The organism is Iningainema tapete BLCC-T55 (assembly GCF_014698965.1).
GTDB lineage: Bacteria > Cyanobacteriota > Cyanobacteriia > Cyanobacteriales > Nostocaceae > Iningainema > Iningainema tapete.
On sequence record NZ_JACXAE010000098.1, the window covers coordinates 223,298 to 238,485 of the forward strand.

Here is a 15,188-nt window from a genome sequence, read left to right on the forward strand (position 1 = left end):
ATTCTTGACCTAGCAGGGAATTGTAAAAACCTTTGATAAACATTGAATTGCTACTACCTCACACCATATGAATAAATAGTATGGCGCTAGCGTATTCAAAAAGTTTTGAAGTGGTATGATCAAGCGCATAACTTTATCAAAAAATTACAAGATTGTGCCAGTAGAACTTACTGTCACTAAGCGAAACCACAAGATTACAGCTTGAAGCTTACTCTTAAGATTGAACTAAAAATAGCATCATTGTTAGCTATTTACACTGTTTAACCGCAAGAACTCCTAATCAGTTAGTAAATTTGTCAGACTTTAATAACATTATGTCTAAAAATTATACGGAATGGCTAGGGGCGCAGTTGAATCCATAATCAGTAATTTCCTCAAGCGCGATCGTTCAAATTTTGCAGCAAGCAGGTAAACCTATGAACAAGCAGACTAAACACAGATTATTTACACAGACTATGATCTCCATTGATTACCTGGCTATGGCAAGTAAACAGTGGTGGGGAACAAAAACGTCAAAGTACAGTTCAGTATTGCTGTCGTGTTAGTGGTGTTTCCACTGAAAGATGGTTGGAAAATAATTAAAGATTTTACAAAGTTATAGGAAAAATCATGAAGATAATTTTAAATTGGTTGAGTATATTTGCTTTATCTGTGTCTGCATTAACTGCTACCTCTCATACAGTAAAAGCGCAAAGCACACCTGTCCCTCCCAGCAATCCTCCCGCGATTGATATTGTTCCCCCTCCGCCGCCAACTAATCGCACTACTCCTAGCGCTCCGATTAATCCTACATCTAAACCTGCGCCAATTAATCCCACGCCTGGGCAACAGAAAACTACACAGAGACTTTGTGCTTCTAATTCAGTAGAAGATTTGTTACCACCACCAGTAGGTTCAACTAATAATTCGCCACTTTCTTATCTACAACAGCAAGGTTTTAGACAAGAACAAGATGGTTCTTGGGCATGTTATGTAAGTGATGCGAAGAAAGAGGGACGCTATTACACCCTGTTGAGAGCTCAACAAAATAATGGAAAGCTTGTGGCAAGTTCTTTCCTCGATCAAGGCACTCTCAAAGAAGGGCAAGATAACCGCAGCGTAGATTTCTTTATGACCTTGATCGAGAATCAAACTAAAACAAATCAAGGCAACCGTCAAAGCATACGGAGATATCTAGAGTCATTTATATCGCTAGTGAAGCAAGGTAAAGTACAACCTTCACTGAAAGGGTATTTGTTCGATCAACCAAATCGTGGTTTCGTCCTCTACCATCCTCTCAGTTCAGGAAAACTCAAAGGGACGGCAATCACTATAAATATAGATACTCCTGTAAGTCAGGTTCCGGTTCAGCCTATTAGGTAAGGTTAAATATTTTGTTTACTGGAGGTAATCTTGTTAAAACCAATTGTTAAAAGTTTTGCACTGGCATTCTCGTCTATAGCCGCAGTGCTATCTGTATGCCAATCAGCTTCGGCTCAATTAAATATTGGACGCTATGGTGTCCAACCTGGACTGGAATACAACTATCTCCAGTATCAACTCTCAGGACAAGATCTAGGTCAGATGCGCGGCATTCCCGGTTGTGGAGTGGGGTTTGGTCTTGGTTGTAACAAGACTGGCTCAGTAGTGCAGCAATTATTAGAGTCTAACAATGGACCTAGTTACGACAACCTGCTCATGCGTGCAGCCGGAGGACCAGAAAACTTCCAAAACTTCGCCAATTTCTACGGAAACAATCCTTATCTGGCTGATGTTCCATATGCCTCATTCTGGCAAAACGATTCGCCATATATTATGGACGGATATCGATATTTACTAGGCGGACAGGTAAGTCGGACTCCTGTAGAAAATCTAGGACTTGTTACCAATAACTTCTATTGGTCGCCACTATCACCAGGAGCGAATAACTCCCTTAGCCCACGAAGTGGATTACTCAATCTAAAATACTCCTATGGACGTCTTCTATTTGAGGAAGCGAGAAATATTCCTAACTTTGAGCAACAGATTCGATCGCTAAATCTACCCCAGAATATAGAGAATTATTATCTAAGTACCTACACTAAAGGGGTGCTTGCTTTGAACTCCGGAAATGAGGCACAACTCCAGCAAAGTATTCTGGAATTACTTTCCGCTCCCTACTCTGAAACTCCAGGAGTAATCGGACGTCCTATTGTGGGAGTTCCTAATGAGTTTAATCAGATTTTGGGACAAGGACTAAGCGGAGATGAGGTAGTAGGCATAGGTGGTCCAGTAGGATTGGAGGGAGACGCACTCAGTTTCGATGTCCCTGCTGGTGGAGGAGAGGTTTTCTTAGCGCCTGCTGGTTCCGGTTTCCCAATCCTACCAGTACTCGGCGGTCTTGCAGCTCTTGGTTTACTTCTGGCTTTAATCGGTGGAGGTGGTGATGACAGTTCTTCAGGTGTAGTACCTCCCGGCGACATAATTGGTGGTGGTGGTGGTCAAGAATTGCCGCCGCCGCCTCCTGTTGGTGGTGGTAATCCACCTCCGCCTGAAATCACTGGACCTGGAATTGAAATTCCACCTCCTGGTATTGGAGGACCTGGTGGACCAACAGTAGACGTTGAGAAAGTGCCAGAACCATCAGTGATGAAAGCCGTCGTCTTACTAATAATTGTCATGTACCTGTTTGGTCGCAAACAGTGGCGGGCTCAGACTAAAAATTAAGTTTCTAGTTCCTCTCCCTATTGATTCGGTTAGTGTTATTCAGTGTTCATTTGACGGCTTTAATATTTTTGTGTCCCTACGAAATCATCGAATTGTTTTTGCCGACTGGTTAAATAAAATCTCCCGTGACTTCTCTACATCAAGAGTCTGATTTTTGAAAGCTTCTGCCTTTTGATAGGCGCGAATTGTTGCCGGACGTGCTTTAATAGCCTCAAACCAGCGCTTCAAATTTGGGAAATCTTCTAACTTTTGACCTTGGCTTTCATAAGGTACAATCCAAGGATAAGCAGCAATATCAGCGATGGAATAATCACCAGCGACAAACTCTCTATCTGCTAAGCGCTTATTCAACACAGCATACAATCGCGCTGTTTCGTTGACATAGCGGTTAATAGCATAATCAATCTTGGACGGTGCGTATTTGTTGAAGTGATGATTTTGTCCTGCCATCGGTCCTAAGCCGCCCATTTGCCAAAAGAGCCATTGAAGAACTTCTGCTCGTTCGCGGACATTTTCAGGCAGCAATTTCTTGGTTTTTTCTGCCAAATACACCAAAATTGCACCAGACTCGAACACGGAAATCGGCTCATCTCCAGTTACAGGTTCGCGATCGACAATAGCGGGGATACGATTGTTGGGAGAAATCTGGAGAAAGTCTGGTTGAAATTGTTCACCAGCACCAATATTGACAGGAATAATAGTGTAGGGCAATTCAACTTCTTCCAAGAACATTGTAATTTTATGACCGTTTGGCGTTGTCCAATAGTAAAGGTCTATCATTAGTTAATCCTCCTGTTGAGTTTAAAGGTTTAGAATTTTTCTACCCAAGGTCGAAGTTCAACTTCCCATGTCCATGCACTACGGGGTTGGCGGAGAATATTAAGATAAGTTTGGGCGATCGCATCAGGATCGAGCATACTATCAGGATTGTCTGCCGATTGACTTTCTGCTGAACGGATCGCACCGTCAATCACAAAATGTGCCACATGGATATTCTGAGGAGCTAGCTCACGAGCAATACTTTGAGCTAAACCGCGCAGCGCAAACTTTCCCATCGCAAACGGAGCAGAGCGAGGATAACCTTTAATACTTGCTGAAGCTCCAGTGAAGAAGATCGCACCACTCCCTTGTTTCAACATTCTTTTTGCCGCCGCTTGTGCAACAAGGAAGCCACCATAGGCAGTAATATCTAAAGATTTCGCCACATCAGCCGGGTTGATATCAACAAAAGGTCCAGATACCCGGTAGCTCGGATTGTAAACTACGACATGAGGAGAACCTACACGACTTTCAACATCAATAAATAACTGCTGCACTTCGTCTGGTTTTGAAACATCACAAGCGAAGCTACTGGCTCCAATCTCACTCTCTAGCTCGTTGAGTTTCTCAATTCGCCGAGCAGCTAAAGCCACAGTCATTCCCTCTTTTGCAAACAAGCGAGCTAAAGAGGCGCTAAGTCCACTACCTGCTCCCACTATTAATGCTGTTGTTGCCATTTGTCTATACCCCTACAGACTGATTTTCCAGCATGGGGTAATCAGTGTAACCTTTTTCTCCACCACCATAGAAAGTTGTCGGATCTGCCTGATTCAGCGGTGCATTTAACGCAAAACGTTGAGGTAAATCTGGATTAGATATAAACAGTGTGCCAAAGGCAACTAAATCAGCTTCTCCTTTTGCCAAAACAGCATCGGCTTTTTCACGAGTATAACCACCATTCACAATCAATGTACCTTGATAACGTTGGCGCAGATGACTGGTTGGCACAACGGTTGTTCCATGTCTGATATCTGCTTCTACTGCCTCAAATATATGTAGATATGCCAAATCAAATTGATTCAAAGCAGAAGCAACGTAACCAAAAGTTTCTAACGGATTGGAGTCACGAATATCATTAAACGTCCCACTGGGAGAAAGGCGTACCCCTACTCTCTTTGCACCCCATACACCAGTTACCGCCTCTGTTACCTCTAACAGCAGTCTCGCACGATTTTCTACTGCACCGCCATACTTGTCTGTACGCTTGTTAGTACCATCACGGAGAAACTGGTCAAGTAAATAACCATTAGCACCGTGAATTTCTACTCCATCAAACCCAGATGCCAGAGCATTTTCTGCCCCTCTACGATACTGTTCTACAATTCCTGGAATCTCGTCAGTTTCTAACGCACGAGGAGTAACATAAGGTTTCATACCTTCGTAGGTAAATACCTCTCCTTTTGGTGCAATAGCAGAGGGTGCTACAGGTAACGCTCCATTCGGTTGTAAATCAGGGTGAGAAATACGTCCTACGTGCCACAGTTGCAGGTAAATTCTTCCTCCGTGCTGATGCACTGCATCTGTTACCAACTTCCAACCTTCCACCTGTTCTGGTGAATAAATACCAGGTGTATTAGGATACCCAAGACCTTCAGGAGAAACCTGAGTTGCTTCTGAGATAATCAACCCCGCAGATGCACGTTGAACGTAGTAGGTAGCGTTGAGTTCGTGGGGAACGTTACCTGATGCAGCACGATTACGGGTTAAAGGAGCCATAACTATGCGGTTAGGCAGTTCCAACTCACCCAATTTATAGGAGGAGAATAAGTTGATGTTAGTATTCATAGATTGAAGTAGTAAAGTATGACAAGAGTTGTACAAACGTACTATGGTACGTCTGTTTACTAGACAATTGACCGAACAACACCACCATCGACTCGCAAAGCAGCACCATTAGTTGCAGAAGCAATCGGACTGCATAAGTAAACCACCATTGCTGCTACTTCATCGTTTGTGGCAAAGCGTTTCAATAAGGAAGTGGGACGAAAAGTCTGTAAGAATTCATCCTCGGCTTGATTTTGACTAATACCACGCTCTTTCGCCATCTTTGTGATAAAGTCATTAACACCTTCAGAGCGGGTTGGTCCTGCTAAGACAGTATTCACTGTCACTCCAGTTCCGGCGGTCATTTCTGCCAAACCCCGTGAAATGGCAAGTTGTGCTGTCTTGGTCATGCCATAGTGTATCATTTCTACGGGAATCTGTAAGGCAGATTCACTGGAAATAAAAATTACACGCCCCCAGTTTTGCGATCGCATCTTTTCCAGGTATTGGCGACTCAAGCGTACTCCACTGAGTACGTTCGCTTCAAAGATGTTGAACCAGTCTTCATCGGTAATCTCGGAAAACGCTTTTTGCTCGTAAATACCCAGATTGTTAACTAGGATATCAATGGTAGGAACCTGTTGAAATACTTGTTCGGTTCCTTCTAGGGTGGCTAAATCGGCAACAACACCAGAAACTTTAGCTTCAGAATTGCTTTGCTGAATTTTATCTATTGCCTGTTCTACTCTTGCTGCAGATCGACCGGTGATAATTACCGATGCACCTTCTTGGGCTAGCCCAAGAGCAATTGCAAAACCAATACCTGCGGTTGAACCACTAACAAGGGCAGATTTACCTTGTAATTTCAAGTCCATACAGTCAACTCCTGTTCATCAGTTAACAGTTAACTATTATTAACTGTTAACTGTTAATTGAATTACATATACTGTGATAATGTCTTAGCCAAAGTAGTTTTTGGCACTGCACCAACCACCGTATCGACTTGCCTACCACCTTTGAACACCATCAGTGTGGGAATACTACGAATTCCGTAATGGCTGGCAACAGTGGGGTTTTCATCAGTGTTTAGTTTGACCACTTTCACCTGTCCTACGTATTCAGTAGCAACTTCATCAACGACGGGAGTTACCATCCGACAGGGACCACACCAAGGTGCCCAAAAGTCCACTAACACGGGAATTTCACTTTCTAGGACTTCTTGCTTGAACGTGGCTTCTGTCACATTTGTAACGGATGACATAGTTTGTCCTCCTATATATTTCGATTATTCGATATTCTCGAATAAATAAAATATAGATCATTTTATGTAATAATGCAAGTATGAGATTCCTATTTCACCCAGAACGAAAAAACATATCTTTGGCAGGAGTACTATATGCCTTGGGCGATCCGGTGAGGCTAGAGATTGTGCGGCAATTGGCAACCAAGGGGCAGTTGTGCTGTGCCGAGTTTGATTTTGCGATCGCCAAGTCTACCATGTCAAACCACTTCAAGATATTACGGGAGTCGGGGGTAGTTTTGACACGCAAAGAAGGAACACAACATATTAATACATTGCGACGAGAGGATTTAGAAGCAAGGTTTCCCGGATTACTCGATGTAGTGTTACAAGCATCCGAGCCATTGGCGATTTGTTCAAGTAATCAAAAAAACTAAAAAGTTTCCCACTGCGATCATTAGGACATAACAACGCATCCTATCCAAGGATTTGTCATAAACAATCATTTTAAGTTTATGCGGCGATCGCCTCAAAATGTTGTTCATAACCCATACTGCCACCGCATAGGCTCCTATCACCTTTATTAATCCACACAAACACAGCATCTAATACCAATTGCCAGCAGTACTTGCGACGCATGTCCAGCTTTCCCATCCCATGCTCTAATGCCCACTTCTTGACCAGTTTAGTGTCTACTACGCCTAGCAAGTCTTTAACGTTATGGCGCAGAACACCTATTGTGATTCTATGAGAACTTTTGTTAATATGTTGGTACATGGTCTATGTCCAAGTCGGTAACGCCTTGGTATGGATTTTATTTGGAACCCACCGCTTAGCTTTTGGGTGAGATAGGCGGTGGTTATTAACCTTATTAAATATTAAATCCATGTGAACGTGGATGTCAAGCTATTAAAGGAAAAATTTTATGGCTGGGGAAGGTAGCAAGAAAACCCAATTCAAAAGTACCGGACTGGGAATAACCAACGAAAGCAAAACGTTTGGCTTCAAAATCAATGAAAAATATGAAGACGTTTTAATAATGCTCCCCAATCGTAGTCAAAAGATCCGAGAGTGGGTCATTCAAGGTATGTTACGCGAAGGTCTAATTGAAGATAACGAATACGACAACAGCTACTAGTTTGTCATTTGCTGGGTTATGATTGAACTCCGAAGGGGTAGATGCTGTAATGTGTCTGCCCTTTTGCTTTATTAAACCACCAGCGCCCAGCGCGTTATATGAATAAATAACCCCCGATCAATAATGACCAGGGGCTATTGGGTTTCAGTATAAAAAGTTCGGTATATACGCAGCGAAGCGTACAACAAATATAGCAATATCTTTATGAAGCTCATACTCTCCTTTAGTCCAACTAGTGTAAAGATTGGGATAAAACTTAGTTTGGTGCGGTCGCTTTTAAAGACTGCTTCTGTCAAAATTGCTGAAAATAATAATACAATAACGTGGCAGTTCTAAGCAGCGATCGCCAACTCTTGCTGTGTAGCCATACCGTACAGACTCCTGTCACCTTTATTAATCCATACAAACACTGCGTCGAGTACCAATTGCCAGCAGTATTTGCGCCGCATGTCCAACTTCCCCATCCCATGCTAAGACTGCCCACTTCTTTACCAGCTTGGTATCTATTACCCCTAGCAGGTCTTTCACGTTATGGCGCAGCATACCTATTTGTACGTAATGAAAAGTTTTGATATTATGTTTGTACATGATTTATGTCCAAGTCCAAGCATAGATATTGGTCAAAACCCACCGCTTAGCTTTTGGACGAGGTAGGCGGTGGTTATTAACCTTTTTATATTAAACCCGCTTAAATCCGGAAAGTCAAGCTATTAAAGGAAAAATTTTATGGCTGGGGAAGGTAGCAAGAAAACTCAGTTCAAAGACAAAGGAGTTGGAGTAGGCAGAAGGAATCCAATTGCTTTTGCGATGCCCGACCCCTACGATGAGATTCTCAGGTCACTACCCAATCGCTCGGAGAAGCTTCGACAGTGGGTGATCAAATGCATGATCGAAGATGGTCTAGTAGATCAGCATTCATCAACTCAAACTCAACAAAAAGCTAGTTAATTCTAGTTCAGCTATTAATAGCGATACAATCATGGGCGGACACCTGAATGAACGATGTCTGCCCATGATTGTATTTGTAAACAATGTTCTATTTAGAAAATCGCGCCGCCTTCCGAAGCGATCACTCTTACCGTTGTCTGAATTTAGGAGGTCGATGGCACAAAGTCACCGACGTACTTAATATTACTTCAATTACTGAGCAAAGTTCTATTAGAAACGCTCCAGACGCCCGAAGAGTTAATCAAATGCTTGGGACAATATTCCCAGTATTTTACCTGGATTGTCAATAAAGTATTCCTGCAAATCAACTGTAACCAAGGCTCCTTCCAGCTTTAAAAACAACCAGTTAGTTCCACTAGTTACTGAGCCATAGATGGTAGTTATATCATCACCATTATTATTATTAAAAATTTGTGCTGCTATCATCGAAGCAAGGCATTGACCGATACCGCCGCGAATGTCTTCCTTTTTCGCTTCGACTACAACTACAACTGGAGACCGCACTTCCAAGAGTTCATCACTTTTACTAAGAAGGAAGTCGCATCTACCATTCAATCCTCGCGCCGGATCAATATTGAACTCAACACCTGATAACACAAGTACAGGAGCTTCTATCACTTCATTTAAATCACTTAGTAGTGGGTAGATGATACCTTCTGACCTTAACTTCTCTGTGCCACTTACACCCAATAAACGATAGGTTCGGTTGAAACCCGTTTTAAAAAATTCTGTAGGCTCAATTTCTACCGCTTGTGAAAATACTCCTGACCTTTCTTCTCGCGTCAAATTAAATTTATTTAGTACTTCTAGAAATGTAAAATCACTGTAGCTCATATGTAATTAGGTGGGATCTGACGCCGTTTTACTAGATGTCGCGCTGCACAGTTTGATTTTACCACAGCAGCTTACACACTTCTAAAGTGCGAACGGGTGTCCTTTCATCCTGAAGCAGAATAATCAATATTCGCTCCCTGACATGGGGTAATTCACTCTCTCTAAGAACTTGTTGTAACCGACTTACCTGCTCTAGGGTGAGAAAATTTTTAATAAAAATGTATTAAGAGTTGTTGTTGTAGGTCTAAGCCGCATGGCGAAGGACACCTATTGTAGTTCTATTAGAGTTTTTGTTAAGATGTTGGTACATGGTCTATGTCCAAGTCGCTTGGGCTTGATATGGACTTTATTTGTTCAAACCCCACCGCTTAGCTTTTTGCTGGAGATATGCGGTGGTTATTAACCTTTTTATATTAAACCAGGTTAACTTGGTTATGTCAACCAACTTGTGTCAACTATTAAAGGAAAAGTTTTATGTCGGGTCGTGGAAAAGAAGCAACTCAATATAAAAGTACTGGTCTGGGAATAGGGAGCGGCAGAAAATCCTATGCTTTTAAGATCGCACAGAAGTACGACCACGTTCTGGAAAATCTTCCTAATAAAAGTGAGAAGTTCAGAGAATGGATCATTCAAGGTATGTTACGCGAAGGTCTAATTGAAGATAACGAATACGACAACAGCTACTAGTTTGTCAGTTGCTGGGTTATGATTGAACTCCGAAGGGGTAGATGCTGTAATGTGTCTGCCCTTTTGCTTTATTAAACCACCAGCGCCCAGCGCGTTATATGAATAAATAACCCCCGATCAATCATGACCAGGGGCTATTGGGTTTCAGTATAAAAAGTTCGGTATATACGCAGCGAAGCGTACAACAAATATAGCAATATCTTTATGAAGCTCATACTCTCCTTTAGTCCAACTAGTGTAAAGATTGGGATAAAACTTAGTTTGGTGCGCTTAGTGCCTGGTATCAAAATTGCTGTAATGCCGACGGCTTCTTGGAAAGAGGCGATCGCTTGTGGGCAAGAGAGAAAAAGCACTACGATTTAGTAGACGAAGAAACTTACGCAGGCTTTCAACCATTGCTCAAGATCGCGCCTTCTACCACTTGACTCCTAAATCAAACCACGGATAGCACAGTCTAAGGTAAACAGTTTTTTTAGCTGAAAATAATAATACAATAAGTACTCACGCAGAATTAATTACACAAAATTTTCTCCTGACTCCTACCTTCACGAATAAATTTAATTTTGTCGAACTACTTAACGTGGCAGTTCTAAGCAGCGCTCGCCCAATGTTGTTGTTCGTAACCCGTACCACCGCATAGGCTCCTATCACCTCTATGAATCCATGTAAACACAGCATCAAGTACCAATTGCCAGCAGTACTTCCAACCCATGTCCAACTTCCCCAACCCATGTTCTAACGCCCATTTTTTGACCAATTGGCTACTTTAATACAAAAGCTACGAACATTTATTAGATGTTCAACTCAGTAACTTTAGCATTTATATATACAAGCAATTGTATCAATATTGAGGGTGTAATCTTCGTTCGTGCGATCGCCTCCACAATTTCTCTACCTTCATCCTCTACCTTCACTTACATCACAAACCAATTTCTTAAATAAAGAAACAGAAACTATTGCCGTATTAATTAAAGTTTGAGCTTCGGTAAAATCTAAATCTCCAGTAATCAAAAAATCTGCCTTTGCTTCTACCGCACAAGCTAAAAACTTTGCATCTTTTCTGGCGCATAAACTAAAACATTAGTATCAATAACAACTTTCATTCGCCGCGCCGATGAGCTTCAATCTCTAATGCTATTTCTGCTTCTGTAATATCTTGCACTCCTGGTATTGCCTGTGTTTTATCAAATAAATTTCTCACTTTATTACTAATCTCTGTTCTAGGATTATCTTCAGCTAAGATAATTAATTCTACTCTCTGTCCTGGTGGAAATGGTAAATCAGATAATAATACTTGATTTGGGTCTTGAATAGTAATGTAAGTTTTGTAAGCGTTCATAGTCCCTCCTTGGTTTCAATCTATTTCTAGGTGTGGAATGTGAGTTTAATTGAGAATCGCACTTTCAGTGTTGTTTATAAGCATAAGATAATAATTGCTTAGGAGCTATCCTTTGTCGATTTGTTCTGTGTAATCACAAAAACAGCTTATGACAGCATCAACAGTATCTGTGTCCATGTGGAGTCCCCTACGTCAGCCCATATTTCGTGCTTTGTGGATTGCATCAGCAGTTTCCACAATTGGCACTTGGATGCATGACGTAGGCGCGGCATGGTTAATGACATCACTTGCACCCAACTCACCCATATTGGTAGCGCTGTTGCAGGCGGCATCAAGCTTACCATTTTTTTTGCTGGCGTTACCCGCAGGTGCGATCGCCGATGTAATTGACCGCCGTAAAATGCTGTTATGGACTCAGGGTTGGATGTTAGTTGTTGCTGCACTATTAGGAGTGCTAACCCTAGCAAAAATTACAACTCCACAGATACTGCTAGCGCTGACTTTTGCCTTAAGTCTTGGTAGTTCCATGAACATGCCAGTCTGGCAAGCCATCACTCCTGAACTAGTTACTAAAGAAGAACTTCCATCAGCAGTTTCACTAACTGGTATTGTAGTTAATTTATCACGTTCCATTGGTCCGGCTTTAGCAGGAATCATCATAGCCTCAGCAGGAACAGGAGTTGTTTTCTTGCTCAACGCCGCTTCCTTTGTTGGAGTGATATTGGTAGTTTACAACTGGCAGCGTACACCCCAAAAGAGTGCTTTACCTACAGAACGGGTGGTAGGAGCTATACAAGCAGGAATACGTTACGTGCGCTTTGCCCCAGTTTTACAGAGTGTATTAATTAGAACAGTAGCATACATTTTCTTTGCCAGTGCCATATTTGCCTTACTTCCTTTAATCGGGCGTCAACAATTAAAGCTAGATGCACTAGGGTATGGTATTATTCTAGGTTTTTGGGGTATCGGTGGGTTAGCAGGAGCATTCATTTTACCCAAAGCACGACAGCGGTTTTCCATAGATCAATTAGTAGCTGGAGCATCCTTACTAATGGGAGCGATGATGCTGGCATTAGCAACTTTCCATATTGTAGTTGTGGTGTGGGGAGTAATGCTCTTGGTAGGTATTGCCTCTCTTAGTGTAATGGTTAGCCTCAGTGTAGCTGTCCAAACAGCAGTACCTGCGTGGGTGCGTGCTAGAGCATTATCTTTGCAATTACTAGTGTTTCAAGGAAGTATGAGTTTGGGGAGTTTGTTATGGGGTACTGTAGCTCAAAACACAAGTATCTCAACCGCACTTACCAGTGCCGCGATAGGATTAATGGTGTGTGTGGTGCTAACCGTGCGTTATCGTCTTCGTTGTGCGGAAAAATTGGATTTGACAGCATCTCTACACTGGAATCAACCAGCCCATGCTTTTGAACCCTGCCCAAATGATGGACCTGTGTTGGTTTCTATAGAGTATTATATAGATCCGGCAAATGCTGAAGAGTTTACCAAAGCAATGCAAGCACTGAGTCAAATTCGTCGGCGAGATGGAGCAATTCAGTGGGGCTTGTACCAGGATTTGTCTAACCCTGGTAAATTTGTAGAAACAGCAATTGTTGAGTCGTGGGCAGAACATAAACGGCAATTTGAACGAGTGACGAATGCTGATAAGGTAGTTGAAGAGCGTGTTCGTGCTTTTCATATTGGTGACGAACCGCCTAAAGTGTCACAGATGATTTATGCAAACTATACTGATGCACGAGGTTTGAGACAACCGTGCTGATGTCAAAAAAAAGGGTGTGGGGTATGGGGTGTAGAGATGTTACACTTATTAATTGCTATCCAATCAGGGGGCTGACTTCCCAAGAGTAGAAATTATGGCGCTCATAGTTCAGAAATACGGTGGTACATCTGTTGGTTCAGTAGAGCGTATTCAAGCAGTAGCACAGCGCGTCTACAAAACTGTGAAAACAGGAAACTCGCTGGTAGTGGTGGTTTCTGCGATGGGTAAAACCACCGATGGACTAGTTAAACTAGCGCACGAACTCTCGAAAAATCCTAATCGGCGGGAAATGGATATGCTGCTTTCCACTGGAGAGCAAGTGTCGATCGCCCTACTCAGTATGGCGCTGCAAGAGTTAGGACAGCCAGCAATTTCGATGACAGGCGCTCAAGTAGGAATTGTTACTGAAGCAGATCATACTCGCGCCCGCATTTTACATATAGAAACAGAACGCATTTCTCGACATCTCAATCAGGGTAAAGTGGTTGTAGTCGCCGGATTTCAAGGTATTAGCAGCTTAGAGGAATTAGAAATTACAACCTTGGGAAGAGGTGGTTCTGATACTTCAGCGGTAGCAATGGCGGCAGCATTACGAGCAAATTACTGTGAAATTTATACAGACGTACCAGGGATATTAACTACAGATCCCCGTTTGGTTCCCTCTGCGCAATTGATCGACGAAATCACCAGCGATGAAATGCTGGAACTAGCCAGCTTGGGAGCAAAAGTACTCCACCCCCGCGCTGTGGAAATTGCTCGTAACTACGGTGTTCCCTTAGTGGTACGCTCTAGTTGGACAGATGCTCCAGGTACTTGGGTAATTTCACCACAACCACAACCGCGATCGCTTGTCAATCTAGAAATAGCTAGAGCAGTAGATGATGTAGCATTTGATGCAAATCAAGCTAAAGTATCGTTATTACGTGTACCAGACAAACCAGGCGTAGCAGCAAGGCTATTTGGGGAAATTGCCCATCAAGATGTAGACGTAGATTTAATTATTCAGTCGATTCACGAAGGTAATAGTAATGACATTGCATTTACCGTGATGACACCGATATTGAAAAAAGCAGAAGCTGTAGCGTCGGCAATTGCCCCTGTGCTGCGTTCTCAACAAGCCGTCGCAGAAGAAGCAGAAGTAATGGTACAACAAAACATCGCCAAAGTTAGCATCGCAGGCGCAGGAATGATCGGACGCCCCGGTGTTGCAGCTAAGATGTTTGCCACCCTCGCCGCAGCATCCGTGAACATCCAAATGATTTCTACCAGTGAAGTCAAAGTAAGTTGCGTAATCGATGCCCAAGATTGCGATCGCGCAGTCAACGCACTGCGGGAAGCTTTTGAAGTAGGGGAGATAGGGAGTAGGGGAGATGGGGAGAATTCCCAATCCAAAATCCAAAATCCAAAATCCAAAATCCAAAATCCCCCATCTCCTCCCGTTCGTGGTGTTGCCTTAGACATGAACCAAGCACGTCTGGCAATTCGTCAAGTACAAGATCGTCCGGGAACGGCAGCGAGGTTGTTTGGACTTTTGGCACAGTACAATATTAGTGTGGATATGATTATTCAGTCACAACGCTGTCATGTAATTAGTAACGTTCCCACACGAGATATTGCCTTTACTGTCGCACGGATAGATGCAGAGTTTGCTAAGGAAGCTTTAACAAAAGCAGCAGCAGAATTTGGGTGGGGTGAAGTTGTTGTTGATAGTGCGATCGCTAAAGTCAGTATTGTAGGTGCAGGTATGGTAGGACAACCAGGAGTTGCAGCTAAAATGTTTGAAGCCTTAGCTCAACACCAAATCAACATTCAAATGATTGCCACCTCAGAAATCAAAATTAGTTGTGTTGTAGCACAAGAACAAGGCGTTAAAGCTTTGCAAGTCATACACGAAGCATTTGGACTTGCTGGTAGCGAGACAATTCAAGTACCAGCGTAGCTATACTTCTTGAATGATGACGTG

General features: G+C 42.7%; 20 protein-coding genes and 1 pseudogene. 11 read left to right on the forward strand and 10 right to left on the reverse strand.

The window, feature by feature from the left end; translation table 11 throughout:
• Positions 1-609: 609 nt before the first annotated feature.
• Positions 610-1,362, forward strand: a complete 753-nt coding sequence (locus ICL16_RS33005; RefSeq protein ID WP_190835798.1) for a hypothetical protein — start codon at positions 610-612, stop codon at positions 1,360-1,362.
• Between the two features lie 30 nt (positions 1,363-1,392).
• Positions 1,393-2,685, forward strand: coding sequence for a hypothetical protein (locus ICL16_RS33010; protein WP_190835799.1), 1,293 nt, complete (start codon positions 1,393-1,395; stop codon positions 2,683-2,685).
• Between the two features lie 84 nt (positions 2,686-2,769).
• Here the strand turns inward: ICL16_RS33010 and ICL16_RS33015 are convergent, their stop codons facing one another.
• From ICL16_RS33015 to trxA, 5 genes are all read right to left on the reverse strand, one after another.
• Positions 2,770-3,465, reverse strand: coding sequence for a glutathione binding-like protein (locus tag ICL16_RS33015; RefSeq protein ID WP_190835800.1), 696 nt, complete (start codon positions 3,463-3,465; stop codon positions 2,770-2,772).
• A 29-nt stretch (positions 3,466-3,494) separates the two neighbouring features.
• Positions 3,495-4,181: an SDR family NAD(P)-dependent oxidoreductase gene (locus ICL16_RS33020; protein ID WP_190835801.1), complete on the reverse strand. Its 687-nt coding sequence runs from the start codon at positions 4,179-4,181 to the stop codon at positions 3,495-3,497.
• Positions 4,182-4,185: 4 nt separating this feature from the next.
• Entirely contained in the window at positions 4,186-5,289 is a 1,104-nt protein-coding gene (locus tag ICL16_RS33025; RefSeq protein ID WP_190835802.1) for an alkene reductase, read from the reverse strand.
• A gap of 59 nt (positions 5,290-5,348) precedes the next feature.
• On the reverse strand, positions 5,349-6,143 hold the full coding sequence (locus ICL16_RS33030) for an SDR family NAD(P)-dependent oxidoreductase (protein ID WP_190835803.1): 795 nt from the start codon (positions 6,141-6,143) through the stop codon (positions 5,349-5,351).
• Between the two features lie 62 nt (positions 6,144-6,205).
• Positions 6,206-6,529 (reverse strand): thioredoxin, encoded by a 324-nt coding sequence (gene trxA / locus ICL16_RS33035; RefSeq protein WP_190835804.1) that lies wholly within the window; start codon positions 6,527-6,529, stop codon positions 6,206-6,208.
• Between the two features lie 80 nt (positions 6,530-6,609).
• On the opposite strand from trxA, the gene ICL16_RS33040 reads away from it, so the two are divergent.
• On the forward strand, positions 6,610-6,945 hold the full coding sequence (locus ICL16_RS33040) for an ArsR/SmtB family transcription factor (RefSeq protein WP_190835805.1): 336 nt from the start codon (positions 6,610-6,612) through the stop codon (positions 6,943-6,945).
• Positions 6,946-7,021: 76 nt separating this feature from the next.
• Here ICL16_RS33040 and ICL16_RS33045 read toward each other — a convergent pair whose 3' ends face one another.
• Positions 7,022-7,285 (reverse strand): hypothetical protein, encoded by a 264-nt coding sequence (locus tag ICL16_RS33045; protein WP_190835806.1) that lies wholly within the window; start codon positions 7,283-7,285, stop codon positions 7,022-7,024.
• A 148-nt stretch (positions 7,286-7,433) separates the two neighbouring features.
• Here ICL16_RS33045 and ICL16_RS33050 point away from each other — a divergent pair, with 148 nt between their 5' ends.
• The 3 genes from ICL16_RS33050 to ICL16_RS33060 all read left to right on the forward strand — a co-directional run bounded on the left by ICL16_RS33050 (position 7,434) and on the right by ICL16_RS33060 (position 8,594).
• Positions 7,434-7,646, forward strand: coding sequence for a hypothetical protein (locus ICL16_RS33050; protein WP_190835807.1), 213 nt, complete (start codon positions 7,434-7,436; stop codon positions 7,644-7,646).
• A 323-nt stretch (positions 7,647-7,969) separates the two neighbouring features.
• On the forward strand, positions 7,970-8,218 hold the full coding sequence (locus tag ICL16_RS33055; protein WP_190835808.1) for a hypothetical protein: 249 nt from the start codon (positions 7,970-7,972) through the stop codon (positions 8,216-8,218).
• A gap of 154 nt (positions 8,219-8,372) precedes the next feature.
• The gene (locus tag ICL16_RS33060; protein ID WP_190835809.1) at positions 8,373-8,594 is read left to right on the forward strand and encodes a hypothetical protein; all 222 of its coding nucleotides are present in this window, start codon (positions 8,373-8,375) and stop codon (positions 8,592-8,594) included.
• A gap of 237 nt (positions 8,595-8,831) precedes the next feature.
• Here the strand turns inward: ICL16_RS33060 and ICL16_RS33065 are convergent, their stop codons facing one another.
• Together ICL16_RS33065 and ICL16_RS47865 are read right to left on the reverse strand one after the other, a co-directional pair.
• On the reverse strand, positions 8,832-9,428 hold the full coding sequence (locus ICL16_RS33065; protein WP_190835810.1) for a hypothetical protein: 597 nt from the start codon (positions 9,426-9,428) through the stop codon (positions 8,832-8,834).
• Positions 9,429-9,522: 94 nt separating this feature from the next.
• Positions 9,523-9,648 (reverse strand): annotated as a pseudogene (locus ICL16_RS47865) (IS630 family transposase); the annotation flags it as partial.
• Between the two features lie 254 nt (positions 9,649-9,902).
• Between ICL16_RS47865 and ICL16_RS33075 the strand changes: the two are divergent.
• Positions 9,903-10,115, forward strand: a complete 213-nt coding sequence (locus ICL16_RS33075) for a hypothetical protein (protein WP_190835811.1) — start codon at positions 9,903-9,905, stop codon at positions 10,113-10,115.
• 204 nt (positions 10,116-10,319) lie between these two features.
• The gene (locus tag ICL16_RS33080; protein ID WP_190835812.1) at positions 10,320-10,478 is read left to right on the forward strand and encodes a hypothetical protein; all 159 of its coding nucleotides are present in this window, start codon (positions 10,320-10,322) and stop codon (positions 10,476-10,478) included.
• A 226-nt stretch (positions 10,479-10,704) separates the two neighbouring features.
• Here ICL16_RS33080 and ICL16_RS47010 read toward each other — a convergent pair whose 3' ends face one another.
• Positions 10,705-10,827, reverse strand: coding sequence for a hypothetical protein (locus ICL16_RS47010; protein WP_273039894.1), 123 nt, complete (start codon positions 10,825-10,827; stop codon positions 10,705-10,707).
• Between the two features lie 83 nt (positions 10,828-10,910).
• Between ICL16_RS47010 and ICL16_RS33085 the strand changes: the two genes are divergently transcribed.
• On the forward strand, positions 10,911-11,057 hold the full coding sequence (locus ICL16_RS33085; protein ID WP_190835813.1) for a hypothetical protein: 147 nt from the start codon (positions 10,911-10,913) through the stop codon (positions 11,055-11,057).
• 157 nt (positions 11,058-11,214) lie between these two features.
• Here the strand turns inward: ICL16_RS33085 and ICL16_RS33090 are convergent, their stop codons facing one another.
• Positions 11,215-11,454, reverse strand: coding sequence for a hypothetical protein (locus ICL16_RS33090; protein ID WP_190835814.1), 240 nt, complete (start codon positions 11,452-11,454; stop codon positions 11,215-11,217).
• A 148-nt stretch (positions 11,455-11,602) separates the two neighbouring features.
• Here ICL16_RS33090 and ICL16_RS33095 point away from each other — a divergent pair, with 148 nt between their 5' ends.
• Together ICL16_RS33095 and ICL16_RS33100 are read left to right on the forward strand one after the other, a co-directional pair.
• The gene (locus tag ICL16_RS33095; RefSeq protein ID WP_238361062.1) at positions 11,603-13,225 is read left to right on the forward strand and encodes an MFS transporter; all 1,623 of its coding nucleotides are present in this window, start codon (positions 11,603-11,605) and stop codon (positions 13,223-13,225) included.
• 94 nt (positions 13,226-13,319) lie between these two features.
• Positions 13,320-15,164, forward strand: a complete 1,845-nt coding sequence (locus ICL16_RS33100; protein WP_190835815.1) for an aspartate kinase — start codon at positions 13,320-13,322, stop codon at positions 15,162-15,164.
• Positions 15,165-15,188 lie beyond the last annotated feature (24 nt).